Raw genomic sequence first — 19,021 nt, 5'->3', positions numbered from 1 at the left:
TTATTTTAAAAAAATTTGGGTTAGAGAATTAGTTTCCTCCTTCTTCCATTTTCTTTTTCAATTCTGCTAATGAATCAATATCTCCTAAAGTAGAAGTTTCGATTGTATTATTAGAGTTGTTGTTATTGTTATTATTGTTGTTAGATTTCTCAATCTTAATATCTTCCTCACGGAAAGTTGATGTATGAGAAACTACTACACGACGGAATTCTTTGTTGAATTCAATAACTTTGAAAGAAGTTTCTTCTCCTTTCTTGATACGAGAACCATCTTCTTTCTCTAAAGTACGAGCTGGAGCGAAAGCTTCAACATCAGCATCTTCAAATTGGATTGTAGCTCCTTTATCAAATACGTCAACAGCAGTACCTGTATGAGTTGTTCCTACAGCGTATTTACCTTCGTATTGATCCCAAGGATTATCAGTTAATTGTTTGTGTCCTAAAGATAAACGACGAGCTTCTACGTCTAATTCTAAAACTACTACGTCTAAGATATCATCAACCGCACAGAATTCTGATGGGTGTTTAATTTTCTTAGTCCAAGATAAGTCAGAAATGTAGATTAATCCGTCAACACCTTCTTCTAATTCTACGAATACACCGAAGTTTGTGAAGTTACGAACTTTACCTTTGTGAGTAGAACCTACTGGGTATTTAGTTGTAATATCTGTCCAAGGATCTGGAGTTAATTGTTTTATACCTAAAGACATTTTTCTTTCTTCTCTATCTAAAGTTAAAACTACTGCTTCAACTTCGTCACCAACTTTTACGAAATCTTGAGCAGAACGTAAATGAGTAGACCAAGACATTTCAGAAACGTGGATTAAACCTTCTACACCTGGAGCAACTTCAACAAAAGCACCGTAATCAGCTAAAACTACTACTTTACCTTTTACTTTGTCACCTACTTTGATATCAGCATTTAAAGCATCCCATGGATGAGCTTCTAATTGCTTAATACCTAATTGGATACGAGATTTATCTTCGTCGAAATCTAAGATTACAACGTTAATTTTTTGTCCATCTTCTAAGATTTCAGATGGGTGGTTGATACGAGACCAAGATAAGTCAGTAATGTGGATTAAACCGTCAACACCTCCTAAGTCTACGAATACACCGTAAGATGTGATGTTTTTAACTTCACCTTCTAATACTTGTCCTTTCTCTAATTGAGCAACGATTTCTTTCTTTTGAACTTCGATATCTGCCTCGATTAACGCTTTGTGAGAAACTACTACGTTTTTGAATTCTGGGTTGATTTTAACAACTTTGAACTCCATAGTTTTTCCTACGAATTGTTCGTAATCACGGATTGGTTTAACATCGATTTGAGAACCTGGTAAGAAAGCTTCGATTCCGAATACGTCAACAATCATACCTCCTTTCGTACGAGCTTTGATGTAACCGTTAACAATTTCTTGAGAATCATGTGCTTTATTAACAGCATCCCAAGCGTTTAATGTACGCGCTTTTTTGTGAGATAAGATTAATTGACCGTTTTTGTCTTCACGTTGGTCAACCATTACCTCTACTATATCACCAACTTTTAAATCTTGGTTATAACGGAATTCGTTTAATGAAATTACACCTTCTGATTTGAAGTTGATATCAACGATAGCTTCTTTATCAGTAATACGTACAACTTGTCCTTTGAATACTTCATTTTCATGTAGTTCTTCTAAAGTTGTATCGTACATTTGCTCTAATTCAGCTTTTTCTTTACGATCTTCTTCGTTTAATCCTGATTCGAAAGATTCCCAATCAAAAGATTCTGGTGTTACGTTTGCGTTTGCAGACGCATCTAATACTGGAGTGTTCAATACAACTTCTTGTACCTCCTCTTGGTTTGTTTCTTTAGACATATTCTAAAAATTTGTATCTCAATCACATTTATTCTGGAATCATCAAAATGCAAATATATGACGGAGAGTTGTTTAACTTTATAATTAATCGCTTGATTCCTTCATCATTTTAGCGAGTGCAAAGATAATGAACATTTTACATATATCAAACACATGATAAAATTTTAAATTTATTTACAACAAATTATTTATAAAACCTTATAATAATGTTGGCAAAACAAAAGTCACTTTATTTGTAACTTGTCATCAAATCCAATTTATATTTTATGGATAGTTTAAAAAAACTAAAACGATTTTCTAAAATAGTAAGTGTCTTATCCAAACATGGTTTAGATGAAATTTTATCTCGTGGAAGCGATTTTCTCCACAACGAACCAACAAACGAAATTTTCAACGCCAATTTTAATCAACGTTTTAGATTAGTTCTAGAAGAATTAGGGCCAACTTACATCAAATTTGGGCAATTATTAAGCAATCGAAAAGATTTGGTTCCTGAAGCTTTAATCGACGAATTAAAAAAATTACAAGACAATGTTCCTCCTGAAGAAATAGACATCAGACAAAAAATAAGAGATGAATTTGGTATAAACCCTGATGAACATTTTTTAACAATAGATGAACATCCTTTTGCTGCTGCAAGTATTTCGCAAGTTTATCGCGCTACTTTATTAAATGGTGAAGAGGTTATTTTTAAAGTAAAACGTTCTAATATTCAGAAAATAATTGAATCTGACTTAGCATTGATTCGCGATATCATTCATTTTTTAGAGAAAAAATATGAAAAACTTCAAAAATTATTTATTTCTGAAATTGAGAAATCATTTGAAAACTCTATCATCAAAGAACTTTCGTTAACAAACGAATTACAGAATATTGAACGTTTCAGAAAAAATTTTGAAAGTAATAAGGATGTTTATGTTCCTAAAACTTACGCGGATTATTCTAACAATAATTTTCTGTGCATGGAATTTATTGATGGATACAAGGTAAATGATGTCGAAAAACTACACGAATTGGGTTTAGATCCAAAAAAAATCGTCCAAAAAGGATTTGATATTTATTTGAAACAATTAATTGAAGACGGCTTTTTCCATGCGGATCCTCATCCTGGAAACATTTTCATCAAAAAAAATGGACAAATTGTATTCATAGATTTTGGATCGATGGGAATTTTAGCCATTAACGAAAAAGAAGCTTTAGAAAATGTTGTGATTGATTTTGGACTTAAAAACCCGAAAAGAATTGTTCGGTCGCTAAAAAAAATGGCTATTAAGCATTATATCGATAACGAAAAACAATTGGAACGTGATATTGCAGATATTTTTGATTATTTAGAATACAACACTGTTGATACAATTGAGGTACAAATTATCATCAAAAAATTTAATCATATACTTCATAACAATCATGTTTTGCTACCCGAATATGTTTATATCTTAATGCGTGGAATTGCCTTGATAGAAGGCATTGGACAACAATTACATGCTGATCTTAATGTGCAACGGTCTATGCGTCCATACGCTGTGAAATTAGCACGTCAAAAATTTCATCCAAAACATTTGAGCAAGAAAGCAATTGATAATCTGAAAGATGTTCAGGATTTAATTAATGACTTACCAGAAGATACGCTAAAATTAATTGAAAAAATAAATCACGATAATCTATCTATGAATTTCAAAATCAATGAAATTGATCATATAGAAAAGTTGATGAAAGATAGTATCAACAAAATTGTTTTGGCTATTCTTACTTTAACTTTTGGTATCGGAGCAAGTATGCTGGCTAATACAACTATTCGACCTATGATTTTGGATATGCCACTACTCTCTTGGATTGGATATTTACTTTCTGTTTTTACGGCTGGTTGTATCATTATATTAGTCTTTAGAAAAAAGTAAATAAAAAAACTTTCAAAAAATAAAATAGCCACCTCAATGAGGTGGCTATTTCTATTGTAAGCTATTTAAAGAATTATTATTTCTTCTTTTTAGCTGGTTTTAAAACTTTCGTTTCAATAACTGTTGCGTTTTTAGGTAAAACTTCAACACGTCTGTTCTTTTGGTAACATTCTTCTGTTTCCTCAGTACATAACAAGTTAGCTTCTCCTAATCCACGAGCAGTTAAACGAGATTTATCAACTCCACCTCTCTCAGCTAAAACATTAACTAAAGCTTGAGCACGTTTTAAAGATAATTTCTTGTTGTAAGCATCAGAACCTCTTTGATCAGCGTGACCATCGATATAGTAAGAATTTGCTTTTAAATCATCAGAATTTAAGATTTGAGCAGCAACGCGTACGTCATCGTAAGATGAAGGAACTATTTTATCAGAGTTGTACTCGAATAAAATGTTAGATAAACGTGAAGCAACTTGAACTTCAGTCCATGGACATCCGTTGTTTTCTTTTGGTCCTTTAACAGTTGGACAAGCATCATCTTTATCAGCGATTCCGTCACCATCTGTATCTGGACAACCTTGGAATTGAGCTAAACCAGCTTCGTTTGGACAAGCGTCATCTTTATCTAAGATTCCATCATTATCTGTATCTGGCCAAGGACATCCGTTGTTTTCAACTGGTCCTGCAACCTCTGGACATGCGTCATCTTTATCAGCAACACCGTCACCATCTGTATCTGGACAACCTTGGAATTCAGCTAAACCAGCAACTTCTGGACAAGCATCATCTTTATCAAAGATACCATCTCCGTCAGTATCTGGACATCCGTTTGTAGCTGGATCTCCTGTAGCAATACCTGGAGTATCTGGACATGCATCTTCATCATCTGCAATACCATCATTATCTCTATCTTGTTTTCCGAAACGGAAAGTTACACCAACTGAATGTTGAAAGAAGTCAAAATAATTCTTTCCTCCGTAAGCTGGTAACCAGTTATAATCAGAAGCAACGTTTAAACCAAAGTTTTTAGTAAACCATAAGTTAAATCCAGCTCCTGCAGAAATTGTAAAATGATTTTTTTCTAAATCTTCAACTTCTGTTAATTGGTAAGTTCCTCCATTTTCGTTACCGTAGTAAGCTGTTAATGGGAAAGCTAATCCAGTGTAATCATATCTGTGGTAGTTAGCACCAACACGGATATATGGATCAAACCAAGAATCCTCACCTAAAATGTAACCATTAGCTAATTTATAACGTAAACCTAAACCAGCATTGATGAATAATTCATCTTTAATAGCTAATCTGTTGTTATCAACTTCACCAACAGAAGCAGTTAAATCAACATCAAAAGATCTGTTTAAGTTACGGATGATAGATAATTTAGATAACGGTGGAACAATATCCCAGTTATCTGTTTTGAAATACTGGTTAAATGGACCAGTCGCCGAGTTGTGATCAACTGCGTGAGCACCAACTGTAATTGCCCAAGGATTCTTAGAATTCTGAGCATCAACAAAAGAGTTACCCGCTAGGAATAACACTACTGCAGACAATAATAGATTAAACTTTTTCATTATCAAATATTTAGCGTTTTAAATATATTAAAATTTACTTAATTTTTATACAATAATAAGACAAATTTAAGAATTCTTTATCATTCTATCCAAATCTCTTTTCAAATCTTTTCCTTTTATTGTGTTTCTTTTGTCAAAAAGTTTCTTTCCTTTTGCCAAATAGATTTTTAATTTAGCCAACCCTTTATTGTTTATATACAGCGTTGTAGCTACAATTGTCAATCCTGTTTCTTTTGTTTTACGTTCTAATTTACGTAATTCAGATTTTTGCAATAAAAGTTTTCTGTCTCTTCTTGTTTTATGATTAAAGTAGGTTCCCCAATCATATTCGTCTATAAACATATTAATGATATAGAGTTCTCCGTCTTTCATTTGGCAAAAACTTTCTGTAATAGAAGCCTTTCCCATACGGATTGATTTTATTTCAGTTCCAAACAACTGGATGCCGGCATCGTATGAATCCATTAATTCATATTCAAACCTGGCGCGCTTATTCTTAATTGTAACTTCTTTTTGCACTTTATTTTATTCCAATTAAAATTTGTAACTTTGCCGGAAGGTCAAACAAACATCATACCAAAAATTATGTTAAATGTTTCTAATTTATCACTTCAATTCGGAAAGCGAATACTTTTCGACGAAGTTAATATAAAATTTGCAAATGGCAACTGTTACGGAATAATAGGTGCTAATGGAGCAGGTAAATCTACATTTTTAAAAATACTATCAGGTGAAATCGATCCTACTTCTGGACAAGTAAGTTTAGAAAAAGGAAAACGTATGTCTGTCTTAGAACAGAATCACTTTAAATACGACGAATATACAGTATTGGATACTGTTCTACGTGGAAACAAAGTTTTATACGATATTAAAGAACGTATGGACGCTTTGTATGCAAAGCCAGATTTTTCTGAAGAAGACGGTATAAAAGCTGGAGAGCTTGGAGTTGAATTTGAAGAAATGAATGGTTGGAATGCAGAATCTGACGCATCTACATTGTTGTCTAACGTAGGAATCGAGACTGATTTACATTATACATTAATGGGAGATTTAGATAATAAAGCGAAAGTACGTATTTTGATTGCGCAAGCTTTATTCGGAAATCCTGATGTATTAATCTTAGATGAGCCTACCAATGAGTTGGATGTAAATACAATTTCTTGGTTAGAGGATTTCTTAGGTAATTTTGAAAACACAGTAATTGTTGTATCTCACGACCGTCACTTCTTAGACGCTGTTTGTACACATATCTGTGATTTAGATTTCTCTAAACTTAACTTATATTCTGGTAACTATACGTTTTGGTACGAGTCTTCTCAATTAGCTGCAAAGCAAAGAGCTCAACAAAATAAGAAAGCTGAAGAAAAGAAGAAAGAATTACAAGATTTCATTGCTCGTTTCTCTTCTAACGTTGCCAAAGCGAAGCAAACAACATCTCGTAAGAAGATGATTGAGAAGTTGAACATCGAAGATATTAAACCATCATCTCGTCGATATCCTGCAATTATTTGGGATCAATCTCGCGAAGCTGGTGATCAAATCTTAGAAGTAGAAAACTTATCTGCATCGGTTGATGGTGAGATTTTATTTAAAGATGCTCATATCAATTTAAGAAAAGGTGATAAAGTTGGTGTATTCTCAAGAAACTCAAAAGCTATTTCTCAATTTTTCGAAATTCTTTCAGGAAAAGCGAAACCAGATACAGGTGAAGTAAATTGGGGTATCACAACAACACAAGCTTATTTACCTTTAGATAATACAGATTTCTTTAAAGAAGATATCAATTTAGTAGATTGGTTACGCCAATATACAGAATCTGATGAAGAACGTCACGAAGAATTTATGCGTGGTTTCTTAGGAAAAATGTTATTTTCTGGTGACGAAGCACTTAAAAAATCTTCTGTTTTATCAGGAGGAGAAAAAATGCGTTGTATGTTTTCTCGTATGATGTTATTACGTGCAAACGTATTATTATTAGACGAGCCAACAGGTCACTTAGACTTAGAATCTATTACTGCACTTAATAACTCATTAGTTAACTTTAAGGGAACAGTTTTAATGGGATCTCACGATCATGAGTTGATTGAAACAACGTGTAACCGTATTATCGAGTTAACACCAAATGGAATTATTGATCGTTACATGACATACGATGAATTTTTATCAGATGATAAAGTAAAAGAATTAAAAGCTAAATATTACGCTTAAGATTTCTTTCATTATAAAACAAAATCCAGAACGTTCTACTTTCTGGATTTTTTTATATCCAAAAAAGTTTAACTTTGAATTTCATTCAACTTTATGATTTCAATTCCACCAATTTTACTTTATATAATTATTGCATTGATTATTTTTTTAATCATTATGATAACATATTTAATCAATACATTGAAATCGGAGAAAAAATTAAACTCTCTTCAAACACAACGATTAGATAATTTATCATCGAAAGTTGATGAACTAAAATTGGAGAATTATGATGCAAAACTAAATCCACATTTGTTCAAAAATATACTCAATTCTATTCAATCAAATGCCTATCAAACCTATTATACAATTGATAAATTGGCAAATGTGTTGGACTATATTTTATACGAAAGCAAAGCAAATTTTGTTACCGTAAAAGATGAAATAGATTTCACCAAAAATTTTATCGAAATTAATAAAGTAAAAGTTTCGCCTTTGTTTGATTTTCAAATCAAAACAAAAATTGAAGAACAATCTCCTTTTTATCAAGAAAAAATTATCGCACCATTAATCAGTATTGATTTTATAGAAAATGCTTTCAAACACACCGATTTTCAACAGCAAAATTCATTTATTAAAATTTCTATAGAGCTTAATCAAAAGAATTTTCAAATTCAGGTCATGAATAAAATTTCGCCTAAAAATAGTTTAAAAAAAGAAACTGGTGGTCACGGATCCGAATCTTTAGAGCATCGATTACGAATGATTTATGGAAATGATTTCACACTTTCTAAAACCGTTGAACAAGATATTTATATTGCTAATTTAAAAATCAATTTACATGAGTTCTATACTAAAATGCATTCTCGTTGATGACGAAATTTTGGGTTTAAAATACCTAAAAATGTTGTGCGAACAAATAGATGACATAGAAGTTGTGAAGGCTTTTGTAGATCCCGAATTGTTTATAAATGAATTGGATAATTTGGAGTTTGATTTTTGTATTTTAGATATAGAAATGCCCAAAATAAATGGTTTACAAGTTGCTAATTTATTGCAAAACAAACCTTTTATTTTCGCAACAGCTTACAAAGAATATGCAACTGACGCTTTTGATTTGGACGCAACGGACTATATACAAAAGCCAATCAAAAAAGAGCGCTTACAACAAGCTATAGACAAAATAAAAAAACGTTTACAACAAACTATAAATCAGCAAAATTCTTTTGTCCAATTAAATTCAGATAAAGGAAAAATCTTGTTGCAATTCAACCAAATTCTTTACATCTCCACTTCTACCGTAGAAAGCCGAGATAAAGTTGTTATTTACAATGATTTATCCGAATTAACACTAAAGAATATTACGTTAGATAATTTATCCGAAATTTTACCCGAAAAGAACTTTGTTCGTATCAATAAAAGAGAAATTATTAACATGCAACATATCAAATATTTTCATTCGGAAAGCGTTACTTTAGACGTTTTATCAAAAGAAAATAAAGAGATTAATTTAGTCTTAAGCGAAGTGTACAAAGCAAATTTCGTAGACAGAATTTCCATTTAATTACATAATATTACCATTTCATTACATTTTTACTTGATTTAATCTTTCAAGGCTTTTTTTGATAAATTAATTTCAGATTTTTGCTGAAAATTAACGCCATGAAAAAATCGACACGTAACTCTATCTTTTACGTTGTTACCATTTTACTTAGTTCACTTATGATGTATTTCATCGTAACACAAGCGGAAGAAATGGAAGCTGGAAAACATGTTTTAAAAATTGCTGGAGAAAGTAATTATTTTAACGATTTCCTAAATAGTATCGTACACAATATTCATCATCCACTTGCTATTTTATTGGCACAAATTGTGACCATTATTTTTACTGCAAGAGTTTTTGGATGGATTTTTAATAAAATTGGACAACCAACTGTTATCGGAGAAATTATTGCTGGTATTTTTCTTGGTCCATCATTTATCGGAATGTATTTTCCTGAGTTTTTTAACGATCTTTTTCCAAAAGAATCTTTGGGTAATTTAGAATTTATTAGCCAAATTGGTTTGATTCTTTTTATGTATGTAATTGGAATGGAATTAGATCTTAAAGTTCTTAAAAAAAATGCACAAGATGCTATTGTAATCAGCCATGCAAGTATTATTATTCCTTTTACTTTAGGACTTGCACTTGCTGGATTAATCTATATGGAATTTGCGCCAGAAGGAATTAATTTTCTTTCATTTGCTCTGTTCATCGGTATTTCCATGAGTATTACAGCATTTCCTGTTTTAGCAAGAATTGTACAAGAACGTGGAATTAGCAAAACTCGCTTAGGCTCTATTGTTATTACTTGTGCCGCCGCCGATGATATTACCGCTTGGTGTTTGCTTGCTGCCGTTATTGCGATTGTAAAAGCTGGTTCATTCGTCAGTTCTTTGTACGTCATTTTATTAGCATTAGTTTACGTTATAGCTATGATACGTTTTGTACGTCCTTTCTTAAAAAGAATTGCAGATATACATTCTACTAAAGCAACATTAACAAAACCCATTATCGGAATTTTCTTTTTGGTGCTAATTATTTCATCATATTTAAGCGAAATCATCGGTATTCATGCATTATTCGGAGCATTTTTAGCTGGAACAATCATGCCTGAAAATTTAAAATTTAGAAATTTATTTATAGAAAAAATAGAAGATGTAGCCTTAGTTTTATTACTTCCTTTATTTTTCGTTTTTACAGGATTACGCACGCAAATCGGTTTATTAGATAGTCCACATTTATGGCAAACAGCGGGATTGATTATATTAGTTGCTGTTTCAGGAAAATTTATCGGAAGTGCTTTTGCCGCCAAGTTTGTTGGTCAAAATTGGAAAGATAGTTTAACCATTGGCGCGCTAATGAATACCCGTGGATTGATGGAATTAGTCGTCTTGAATATTGGTTACGATCTCGGCGTATTAACACCAGAAATCTTTGCAATGATGGTGATAATGGCGCTTGTAACAACTTTTATGACAGGTCCTGCTTTAGATATTATAAATTGGATTTTTAGAAAACAAAAAGTTGACAATGAATTAGCCGAAATAAGTAATAGTAGTAAATATAAAATTTTAATTGATTTTCAATCGCCCGAAAAAGGTGGAGAATTACTACGTGTTGCAAATAGTTTTATTAAAAAGCAAGATGACAATTCGCTAGTTACGGCAATTCACGTAATGAAAAGTAACGAAGTACAACACTTTAATTTGGAAGAACGTGAACATGAAATTTTCAATCCGATAACAGAAGTTTCTGAAGAGTTGAATCAAGATGTGACAACTATGTTCAAAATTTCGACAGATATGGTTCATGATACTATAGATGTTGCACAAAAAGGCGATTACGATTTGATGATAATGGGTGTTAGAAATTCTATTTATTCGGGTTCATTACTTGGAAATATATTAGGATTTACAACAAAAATTATTGACCCTGATATTTTAATTGGGCAAGTTACTGGAAAAGAAAACATGTTTGACCATTCTGTTTTCAACGAGCGAACAAAACAATTACTTAATAAATCTACAATTCCAGTTGGTGTTGTTTTGGATAAAAATTTCGTAAAAGCGGAGAAAGTTTTTCTTCCTTTATTTGGAAATAAAGACGCCGATTTATTGAAGTATGCGCAACGATTAATCTCTAACAGTGAATCTCAGATTATTATTGTAGATATAAGTGGTTACACAAAACGCCATTCGGAAGTAAAAGAAATTATCCGAAGTATAGAAAATATTGCACCAAATCACATCAGTTTGTCATACAAACAACAATTGGATAAAGAGTTTTTGGACGAAATGGATTTGATGCTAATTAGTATGGAAAGTTGGAAAAACTTAATCGATTCTAAAAGTATTTGGATTTCTAGCGTTCCGACAACCTTGATTATTTCAGAGTAAACAGAAATCACAAATAACTTATTTTATTATTCACTAATATTTTATTTTCAGCAGTATCTAACTTGCTTGAAAATAATTATATTAGTGAATAATTTTATGAAGTAAAATAAGATTATTTTTTATTTCGTAAAATGAGATAGCTCAATAACTACAAACAACATTTGATTCTTCACTAGAAAATCTTATTTTAATAATAAATATTTTATGAACAAATTTCACTTATTATATTTCATTATTTTTTTCTTATTCTGCTGTAAGAAAAAAGAAAATTTCGATTATAATAATTCTATCGAAAATGAGATTGAAATAGTTTCAATAGAACAAAAAAATCATGATTTAAATTATTTAAATAATCCAGCTGAAAATGATACAATGTGTATTAATGCTATTCAAAGAGCTAAAATTGATTTAGAAAAATACAATGGTGTTATAACAAATACAATTTGTTTTGGTTGTATAAATCAACCTTATATAAACGAAATTAAAGAAATCGCAAAGGAAAAAAAAATTAAGTTTTATATTGAAGATTTAGGATGTATTATCTATAAGAATCAAACAGATGGTTGTTATAGTGGATATGTCAACTTTTTTATGAAAAAAAAATATGGTGAAAATTATTACCAAGAAATTATTGAAAAAGCTAAAAGTAATTTCATTAACAATGTCGTGAATAAAGATTCTATAGTAGATTTTTATGATTTAAATTATGAGGATATGCCAAAGTATAAAAATAAAGAAATCACTTTATTAGACAACGGAATAATGCCTGTGATACATACTACTTTACCATTAGATTTCGACCCAAATAAATCAATGTATTTGAATATAAAATTTATTATTGAAAAGGATGGTCATATTTCAAATATCAAATTAGATGAATGGGTAAATGAGTATCCAAATAATGAAAAATATAAAGATGATTTATATAAAATTGCCAAGAAAGAATTACAAAATAAATATATTGAATGGATTCCTGGTAAATATTTAGGAAATAATGTCCGCACTGAAAAAAAATTACAAGTATATTTTAAATAAAACATTAACTAACATGTATTTCGTAAAATGTAATGAAACTTAAATAGAACGTTTTTATAATTAACACTATTATACCTCATCATAAAATATAATTAAGAATGTAAATATGACAAAACAAATAACTTTAAGACAAGAAACAGAGGAAGACTTTAATGATATATTTGAAGTTAACAATATTGCATTTGGACAAGATAGTGAAGCGAAATTAGTAAATGCTTTAAGAAATAATCCAGCTGTTTTTATTCCTGAACTTTCAATTGTAGCAATAGAAAATGATAAAATTATTGGACATATTTTATTTACTAAAATCAAGATTAAAGATAATAAAGGAAACTTACACGAAAGCTTAGGACTTGCACCAATGGCTGTAAGACCTGAATTTCAGAAAAGTGGTATTGGAGGACAATTAATCAAAAAAGGATTCGAAATAGCGAGAGATTTAGATTTCAAATCTGTAATTGTTTTAGGACATGAACACTATTATCCAAAATTTGGATTTGAGCCAGCCGAAAAATGGAATATAAAAGCACCATTCGATGTTCCGTCGAATGCCTTTATGGCTATTGAATTGATAAATGATGGATTAAAAAACGTCACTGGAACTGTTATTTATCCTAAAGAATTTGAAACAGTTTGATAATAGCAAAGCACAAACTCAAAAACATATCAAAAATAGAATTTTACTCAATAAAAAAATCCAGTCTTTTATAAAAGCTGGATTTTTTATTGAATATTTTATTACTAATTATTGATTAAACATCAATCTTAGCATAATGTGCATTTTTCTCGATAAACTCACGACGTGGTGGTACATCATCTCCCATTAACATAGAGAATACACGATCCGCTTCTGTTGCGCTATCAATTGTTACTTGGCGCAATGTTCTGAATTCTGGATTTAGAGTTGTATCCCATAATTGCTCCGCATTCATTTCTCCAAGACCTTTGTATCGTTGTATTGTAACACCTTTACCTGATCCATCCGAAGAAAATTCTGCTGTTAAGCGTTCACGGTCTTTTTCATTCCATGCGTATTCACCTTTTGCTCCTTTTTTAATTAAATATAAAGGTGGTGTTGCAATATAAATATGTCCTTGCTCTACCAACTCTTTCATATAACGAAAAAAGAATGTTAAGATTAATGTCGAGATATGTGAACCATCGACATCGGCATCGGTCATAATTACTACTTTATGATAACGTAGTTTTGAGATATTTAAAGCTTTCGAATCTTCTTCTGTTCCGATAGTTACACCTAAAGCTGTATAAATATTTTTAATCTCTTCGTTGTCTAAAACTTTGTGTGCCATCGCTTTTTCAACATTCAAAATCTTACCACGTAATGGTAATATTGCTTGAAAATGACGATCACGACCTTGTTTTGCTGTACCTCCGGCAGAATCTCCCTCCACTAAGAATAACTCAGACTCTTCTGGATTACGTGAAGAACAATCTGCTAATTTTCCTGGTAATCCGCTTCCTCCCATTGGGTTTTTGCGTTGTACCATTTCACGAGCTTTCTTCGCTGCCTGACGAGCTTTTGCTGCTAAAACTACTTTATCAACAATTTGTTTTGCTTCTGTAGGATTTTCTTCTAAGAAATTAGTTAACATTTCTGCAACTATTTTATCAACAGCTGGAGAAACTTCCGAGTTTCCTAATTTTGTTTTAGTTTGTCCTTCAAATTGAGGTTCCATCACCTTTACAGAAATAACAGCTGTTAATCCTTCACGGAAATCGTCTCCTACAATCTCTACTTTTTCTTTTGCTAAATTAAAATTTTCTTCAGCATATTTTTTCAATGTACGCGTTAAGGCTCTACGGAAACCTGTTAAGTGTGTTCCACCTTCGTGCGTATTGATATTGTTAACGTATGAGTGTAAATTCTCTGTATAAGACGTATTATAGCGCATTGCAACCTCAACTGGAATACCGTCACGTTCACCTTCCATGAAAATAACTTTGTCCATAATTGCTTCACGACTTCCGTCAATAAACTCAACAAATTCTTTTAATCCACCTTCTGAATGAAAAGTTTCTGTTACATAATTTCCATCAGCATCTTTTTCTCTTTCATCTGTCAAGGTAATTGTAATTCCTTTGTTTAAGTAAGATAATTCGCGTAAACGGCTTGCTAATGTTGAGAAATTATATACTGTTTCTTGAAAAATTGTATCATCTGGTGTAAATGTAACTGTTGTTCCGTTATGATCTGAAACACCAACTTCTTTTACATCATATAAAGCTTTACCTTTTGAGTATTCTTGAATATATGATTTTCCGTTTTTATTAATTTCTGCAGATAAGTGATTTGACAAGGCATTAACACACGAAACACCAACTCCGTGCAAACCTCCAGATACTTTATATGTATCTTTATCAAACTTACCTCCAGCACCAATTTTAGTCATTACAACCTCTAAAGCAGACTTTCCTTCTTTTTTGTGTAAATCAACTGGAATACCACGTCCATTATCAATTACACGAACAGAATTTCCTTCCAGAATAGATACAGAAATCGTATCACAGTATCCTGCTAAAGCTTCATCAATAGAGTTATCAACAACCTCATAAACTAGGTGGTGTAATCCTCTAACTCCGACGTCTCCAATATACATTGATGGACGAAGACGTACGTGCTCCATTCCTTCTAACGCTTGGATATTATCCGCCGTATATGTGTTATTACTCATAATTATGTCTCTAACTTTTTAAAACAAACAAATATAGTAAATTTTGAGGACTTATCCTACTTAATAACGAGTGGAATAATAAGATAAAGTACTGTTTTAACTTATTTTTAGGATAGATAATTTTTCGGTTGAATTAAACTAGCAATCGAAAATCCTAAAATAAAAAAAACCGAAATCAATTTGATTTCGGTTAAATTTTTATGTGTCTAAATATCTTTTTTATCGAGATAAACTACTTTTTTGGTTTCGTAAAAATCTTCTTCAAAGAAATTAGAAATATCAAATAAAACAGCGTTCGGAAAATCGGCCAATTCTTCTGTTAAATCTCCTCCTTTTAAATATAAAAGTCCATTTGGAAATGGGTTGATTGAATCTTTTTTAAATTTTCCTCTAATCCATTCAGCAAAACGGGGCATAGCTGTAACAGCACGCGATACTACAAAATCATATTTATCTTTGATTTCTTCGGCACGTTTTTGTTCTGCCTTTACATTTGTCAAACCTAAACCATCTGCAACACCTTGTACAACTTTTATTTTTTTACCGATAGAATCTACTAAATGAAATTGCACATTCGGAAATAAAATAGCCAATGGAATTCCTGGTAAACCGCCTCCAGTACCAACATCTAAAACGCTAGTTCCGTCTGCAAATTCCATTACTTTTGCAATTGCCAACGAATGCAAAATATGATTGGTATAGATTTCATCAATGTCTTTTCTAGATACAACATTGATTTGATTGTTCCATTCTTTATACAAATCACCAACTTTAGAAAATTGTTCGATTTGTTTTTCTGTTAAATCAGGAAAATAGTTTAAAATTAAATTTACCATATTATATTATTTCGCTAATGCGTTTGCAAATATAATCTAACAACTTTGTATCATCATCCGTAAATGGATTGATTGTGTGAGAATCGATATCTATTTGACCTATATTTTCTCCATTCTTAAAAATAGGAACCACAATTTCTGCTTTTGTTTCGATAGAACATGCCAAATAATTATCTTGTGCATAAACATCAGGAACCACAAAAGTTTGATTAGATTCTGCTACTTGCCCACAAATTCCTTTTCCGTAAGGTATAATTGTATGATCCGTTTCTGCACCAACATAAGGTCCAAGTTTCAGTTCGTTTTTATCGCCATTCTTAAAATAAAAACCTACCCAATTGTAATAATCGATTTCGTCGCTTAATAATTGACAAATTTTCTGAAGTTTTTCATCAATAGAAATTGTGCTGTCCACAATAATATCTATTCGTTTATGTAATTCTTGCATCTTGTACGTTATATAAAGAACAAATTTATTGATTAATCATTAGTTTATCAAAATGATAGTCATTTTCGTTTATATTTGTTTTAGATTTTATGACCAATGAAAGAATTTAAACCGTTATTGTTATTTTTAGCTCGATTTCTCGGAACTTATATTATTCTGAGTTTATTGTACAAGCTTTATTTAGATCAATACTTACCGCACAATATACCAGATCCGTTTACAAAATTTACTTCTGATGTTTCTGCAATTGGACTAAACACATGTGGCTTTTTCTCTTTTTCTAACATTGCAGATCAGCAACCTTGGATGAGATTAGTCGTAGATGGACAAGTTGCTTCTATTGTAAATGAAGGTTGTAATGCAATTTCTATCTTAATTATATTTGTTGCGTTTATTGTTGCGTTTTATACTAATTTCAAACAAACTTTTTTGTTTATTATAGCTGGTTTAGGTGCTTTATTTATAATGAATATTGCTCGAATTATGTTACTAAATTATATTTTTAGATATCACGACGAATACGGAAAAATGGCACATGATTATTTATTTCCTGCAATAATCTATGGTTCTATTGTAGTGCTTTGGATTGTTTGGATCAAATTTTTTGTAACGAAATATAACAAGCAAAATGCCAAATAAATTTTTACGTTATACTGGTGCTATTCTTTTAATTTTTGGATTAATCCTAGTTCGAAAATTTGAAGACACTTTATTTTATGATCCTTTTTTAGATTATTTTCATAGAATTGGACATCCACATTTTCCCGAGATCGATTTTCTTAATCTTAATCTCAGTATTATTTTTAGATACTTTATCAATTCAATCTTAACTGTTTTGATTATTTTACTAGTATTCTGGAAAAAAAGTTATGTCAAATTCTCTATCTTTATTTTAGCTATTGGTTTGCTTTTACTTTTGCCAATCTATAATTATTTAATCTCTACAAAGTTTTCATCTGGAGAAATGGTTTTCTTTTATATCAGACGATTTCTCATACAACCTATGTTTTTATTAATCTTAGTTCCTTGTTTTTATTACCAAGAAATGCAACATAAAAAAACGGTCGAAAATTAATTTTCGACCGTTTTTTATCCTTATATCTTTAAAATCTATAAACCAGATTCATCTTTATATTGTTGCGCATCTATTTTTGCTTGATTTTTAGCAAGCTCTTCTTGTGCTTTTTGTTCTGCAACTTTACGTTTTTCTTCATCTGCAATTGCTTTATTTGCTTTATTTACAGATTTGTATTTGTAAAGCCAACCTAAAAATCCACCTAAAACAAATCCAATTCCTGCTCCTCCAGTTATTCCAACCAAAAATTCTTTGTCCGAAAAAAATCGAGTATAATCAAGGTTTGTAAAATAATACATCGCAACGCTAATCGCGATTAATAGCACTCCAATAAATGTAGAATAGGTCATAGTTTTATATTTTATTAAAATAAATCTTGGTTGATTCTTTGACGAACGGCTTCGTATAAAATAGCACCAGCGGCAACCGATACATTAAGAGAAGCTGTTTGTCCTGTCATAGGCAATTTAATCATTTTATCCGAAACTTTCAAAATAGAATCCGAAACTCCATCTTCTTCACTTCCCATTACAATTGCAGTTGGTACAGAAAAGTCCGCATCATAAATAAAATCAGCAGATTTCTCAGAGGCACTGTAAACAGAAATTCCTGCAGATTGTAAGTAACGAATTACATTTACTAAATTTCCTTCCTTACAAACTGGTATATTATATAAAGCTCCTGTAGAAGTTTTGATCGCGTCTGCATTTACAGATGCAGATCCTTTTAGAGGGATAATAATTGCATCTACACCAACACATTCTGCTGTACGTGCAATTGCACCAAAATTACGAACATCACTTATTCGATCTAAAATCAAAATAAATGGTGTTTTTCCATTTTCCCAAATCTGTGGTAATACGTTTTCGATTGAATCAAACTCTATCGGAGAAACAAAAGCATAAACACCTTGGTGATTTTTTCCTGTAAAACGATTTAATTTTTCAACAGGTACATAACTTACAGGAATTTCATATTCTGTAATCAATTTTCTTAATTCTGAGAAAATTTCTCCTTGTAAACCTTTTTGAACAAAAATTTTATCGATTGTTTTACCTGCTTCAATTGCTTCTATTACTGGTCTTAAACCAAAAATCGCTGATTCGTCTTTCATAACTGCAAAGATAAATATTCTATTAGATTATTTCCCTATCCTTTTTCTTAATTGTTGAATATAATTTGGTAAACTCATGTAGATAATGGATCCAAGTATGATTAAAGAAATCATTGAGATTAAATTTAATCGTAAATGAATTATTTTAGAGACAAAAACAATGATTAACACAACGATAAAAGTTGTTTGAAAATAAAAATGTTGTGCTATTTTTCGTCCAAAATCAGATTTACTATACGATGCAAAAAACATGAAAATTATTAAAATCGATAATATTAAACTCCACTTCATTCTAAAAAATTCCTTAAATTTGAAAGGTTAAATATAATCAAAATGCAACAATATCACGATTTATGTAAAAA

At 30.9% G+C, this 19,021-nt stretch carries 17 protein-coding genes; 9 read left to right on the top strand and 8 right to left on the bottom strand.

Annotation, left to right across the window (positions count from 1 at the left end):
- Positions 1–28: 28 nt before the first annotated feature.
- On the bottom strand, positions 29–1,861 hold the full coding sequence (gene rpsA / locus RSC72_RS05010; protein WP_332545814.1) for a 30S ribosomal protein S1: 1,833 nt from the start codon (positions 1,859–1,861) through the stop codon (positions 29–31).
- A gap of 266 nt (positions 1,862–2,127) precedes the next feature.
- Here rpsA and RSC72_RS05005 point away from each other — a divergent pair, with 266 nt between their 5' ends.
- Positions 2,128–3,759, top strand: a complete 1,632-nt coding sequence (locus RSC72_RS05005) for an ABC1 kinase family protein (protein ID WP_332545812.1) — start codon at positions 2,128–2,130, stop codon at positions 3,757–3,759.
- Between the two features lie 76 nt (positions 3,760–3,835).
- Here RSC72_RS05005 and RSC72_RS05000 read toward each other — a convergent pair whose 3' ends face one another.
- Both RSC72_RS05000 and smpB read right to left on the bottom strand, forming a co-directional pair.
- Complete coding sequence (locus RSC72_RS05000) at positions 3,836–5,332, bottom strand: OmpA family protein (RefSeq protein ID WP_332566183.1); 1,497 nt, start codon at positions 5,330–5,332, stop codon at positions 3,836–3,838.
- Positions 5,333–5,398: 66 nt separating this feature from the next.
- Entirely contained in the window at positions 5,399–5,851 is a 453-nt protein-coding gene (gene smpB / locus RSC72_RS04995; protein WP_332545808.1) for an SsrA-binding protein SmpB, read from the bottom strand.
- Positions 5,852–5,917: 66 nt separating this feature from the next.
- Between smpB and RSC72_RS04990 the strand changes: the two genes are divergently transcribed.
- The 6 genes from RSC72_RS04990 to RSC72_RS04965 all read left to right on the top strand — a co-directional run bounded on the left by RSC72_RS04990 (position 5,918) and on the right by RSC72_RS04965 (position 13,130).
- The gene (locus RSC72_RS04990) at positions 5,918–7,540 is read left to right on the top strand and encodes an ABC-F family ATP-binding cassette domain-containing protein (protein ID WP_332545819.1); all 1,623 of its coding nucleotides are present in this window, start codon (positions 5,918–5,920) and stop codon (positions 7,538–7,540) included.
- Between the two features lie 156 nt (positions 7,541–7,696).
- Positions 7,697–8,392, top strand: coding sequence for a sensor histidine kinase (locus RSC72_RS04985; protein ID WP_332545806.1), 696 nt, complete (start codon positions 7,697–7,699; stop codon positions 8,390–8,392).
- Positions 8,361–9,083 carry a LytR/AlgR family response regulator transcription factor gene (locus RSC72_RS04980; RefSeq protein WP_332545804.1) on the top strand — a complete coding sequence of 241 codons (723 nt, stop codon included), beginning with the start codon at positions 8,361–8,363 and terminating at the stop codon, positions 9,081–9,083. Before RSC72_RS04985 ends, RSC72_RS04980 begins: the two co-directional genes overlap by 32 nt.
- Before the next feature lie 98 nt (positions 9,084–9,181).
- Positions 9,182–11,458 carry a cation:proton antiporter domain-containing protein gene (locus RSC72_RS04975; protein ID WP_332545802.1) on the top strand — a complete coding sequence of 759 codons (2,277 nt, stop codon included), beginning with the start codon at positions 9,182–9,184 and terminating at the stop codon, positions 11,456–11,458.
- 204 nt (positions 11,459–11,662) lie between these two features.
- Positions 11,663–12,493 carry a hypothetical protein gene (locus RSC72_RS04970; protein WP_332545800.1) on the top strand — a complete coding sequence of 277 codons (831 nt, stop codon included), beginning with the start codon at positions 11,663–11,665 and terminating at the stop codon, positions 12,491–12,493.
- Between the two features lie 106 nt (positions 12,494–12,599).
- Positions 12,600–13,130, top strand: a complete 531-nt coding sequence (locus RSC72_RS04965) for a GNAT family N-acetyltransferase (RefSeq protein WP_332545798.1) — start codon at positions 12,600–12,602, stop codon at positions 13,128–13,130.
- A 115-nt stretch (positions 13,131–13,245) separates the two neighbouring features.
- On the opposite strand, the gene gyrB is transcribed toward RSC72_RS04965, so the two are convergent.
- The 3 genes from gyrB to RSC72_RS04950 all read right to left on the bottom strand — a co-directional run bounded on the left by gyrB (position 13,246) and on the right by RSC72_RS04950 (position 16,470).
- The gene (gyrB, locus tag RSC72_RS04960) at positions 13,246–15,186 is read right to left on the bottom strand and encodes a DNA topoisomerase (ATP-hydrolyzing) subunit B (protein ID WP_332566319.1); all 1,941 of its coding nucleotides are present in this window, start codon (positions 15,184–15,186) and stop codon (positions 13,246–13,248) included.
- Between the two features lie 206 nt (positions 15,187–15,392).
- Entirely contained in the window at positions 15,393–16,022 is a 630-nt protein-coding gene (gene rsmG / locus RSC72_RS04955) for a 16S rRNA (guanine(527)-N(7))-methyltransferase RsmG (protein ID WP_332566320.1), read from the bottom strand.
- A 1-nt stretch (position 16,023) separates the two neighbouring features.
- Positions 16,024–16,470 (bottom strand): GAF domain-containing protein, encoded by a 447-nt coding sequence (locus tag RSC72_RS04950; RefSeq protein WP_332546852.1) that lies wholly within the window; start codon positions 16,468–16,470, stop codon positions 16,024–16,026.
- Positions 16,471–16,566: 96 nt separating this feature from the next.
- Between RSC72_RS04950 and xrtF the strand changes: the two genes are divergently transcribed.
- Positions 16,567–17,109 (top strand): exosortase family protein XrtF, encoded by a 543-nt coding sequence (gene xrtF, locus RSC72_RS04945; protein WP_332546853.1) that lies wholly within the window; start codon positions 16,567–16,569, stop codon positions 17,107–17,109.
- The gene (locus tag RSC72_RS04940) at positions 17,099–17,545 is read left to right on the top strand and encodes an exosortase F system-associated membrane protein (protein WP_332546855.1); all 447 of its coding nucleotides are present in this window, start codon (positions 17,099–17,101) and stop codon (positions 17,543–17,545) included. Before xrtF ends, RSC72_RS04940 begins: the two co-directional genes overlap by 11 nt.
- A gap of 35 nt (positions 17,546–17,580) precedes the next feature.
- Here RSC72_RS04940 and RSC72_RS04935 read toward each other — a convergent pair whose 3' ends face one another.
- Together RSC72_RS04935 and rlmB are read right to left on the bottom strand one after the other, a co-directional pair.
- Positions 17,581–17,895, bottom strand: a complete 315-nt coding sequence (locus RSC72_RS04935) for a hypothetical protein (protein ID WP_332546857.1) — start codon at positions 17,893–17,895, stop codon at positions 17,581–17,583.
- 14 nt (positions 17,896–17,909) lie between these two features.
- Positions 17,910–18,659, bottom strand: coding sequence for a 23S rRNA (guanosine(2251)-2'-O)-methyltransferase RlmB (gene rlmB / locus RSC72_RS04930; RefSeq protein WP_332546859.1), 750 nt, complete (start codon positions 18,657–18,659; stop codon positions 17,910–17,912).
- Positions 18,660–19,021 lie beyond the last annotated feature (362 nt).

It is taken from the genome of Algoriella sp. (assembly GCF_036647415.1).
Lineage (GTDB): Bacteria > Bacteroidota > Bacteroidia > Flavobacteriales > Weeksellaceae > Empedobacter.
Note: the sequence above shows the minus strand (reverse complement) of the source record. Positions and strands in the feature narration are given on the sequence as shown.

Excerpts from the sequence above, each read along its gene's own strand:
- rpsA (WP_332545814.1), bottom strand. The coding sequence starts at position 1,861 with ATGTCTAAAGAAACAAACCAAGAGGAGGTACAAGAAGTTGTATTGAAC.
- RSC72_RS05005 (WP_332545812.1), top strand. The coding sequence starts at position 2,128 with ATGGATAGTTTAAAAAAACTAAAACGATTTTCTAAAATAGTAAGTGTC.
- RSC72_RS05000 (WP_332566183.1), bottom strand. The coding sequence starts at position 5,332 with ATGAAAAAGTTTAATCTATTATTGTCTGCAGTAGTGTTATTCCTAGCG.
- RSC72_RS04990 (WP_332545819.1), top strand. The coding sequence starts at position 5,918 with ATGTTAAATGTTTCTAATTTATCACTTCAATTCGGAAAGCGAATACTT.
- RSC72_RS04985 (WP_332545806.1), top strand. The coding sequence starts at position 7,697 with ATGATAACATATTTAATCAATACATTGAAATCGGAGAAAAAATTAAAC.
- RSC72_RS04980 (WP_332545804.1), top strand. The coding sequence starts at position 8,361 with ATGAGTTCTATACTAAAATGCATTCTCGTTGATGACGAAATTTTGGGT.
- RSC72_RS04975 (WP_332545802.1), top strand. The coding sequence starts at position 9,182 with ATGAAAAAATCGACACGTAACTCTATCTTTTACGTTGTTACCATTTTA.
- RSC72_RS04970 (WP_332545800.1), top strand. The coding sequence starts at position 11,663 with ATGAACAAATTTCACTTATTATATTTCATTATTTTTTTCTTATTCTGC.
- RSC72_RS04965 (WP_332545798.1), top strand. The coding sequence starts at position 12,600 with ATGACAAAACAAATAACTTTAAGACAAGAAACAGAGGAAGACTTTAAT.
- gyrB (WP_332566319.1), bottom strand. The coding sequence starts at position 15,186 with ATGAGTAATAACACATATACGGCGGATAATATCCAAGCGTTAGAAGGA.
- rsmG (WP_332566320.1), bottom strand. The coding sequence starts at position 16,022 with ATGGTAAATTTAATTTTAAACTATTTTCCTGATTTAACAGAAAAACAA.
- RSC72_RS04950 (WP_332546852.1), bottom strand. The coding sequence starts at position 16,470 with ATGCAAGAATTACATAAACGAATAGATATTATTGTGGACAGCACAATT.
- xrtF (WP_332546853.1), top strand. The coding sequence starts at position 16,567 with ATGAAAGAATTTAAACCGTTATTGTTATTTTTAGCTCGATTTCTCGGA.
- RSC72_RS04940 (WP_332546855.1), top strand. The coding sequence starts at position 17,099 with ATGCCAAATAAATTTTTACGTTATACTGGTGCTATTCTTTTAATTTTT.
- RSC72_RS04935 (WP_332546857.1), bottom strand. The coding sequence starts at position 17,895 with ATGACCTATTCTACATTTATTGGAGTGCTATTAATCGCGATTAGCGTT.
- rlmB (WP_332546859.1), bottom strand. The coding sequence starts at position 18,659 with ATGAAAGACGAATCAGCGATTTTTGGTTTAAGACCAGTAATAGAAGCA.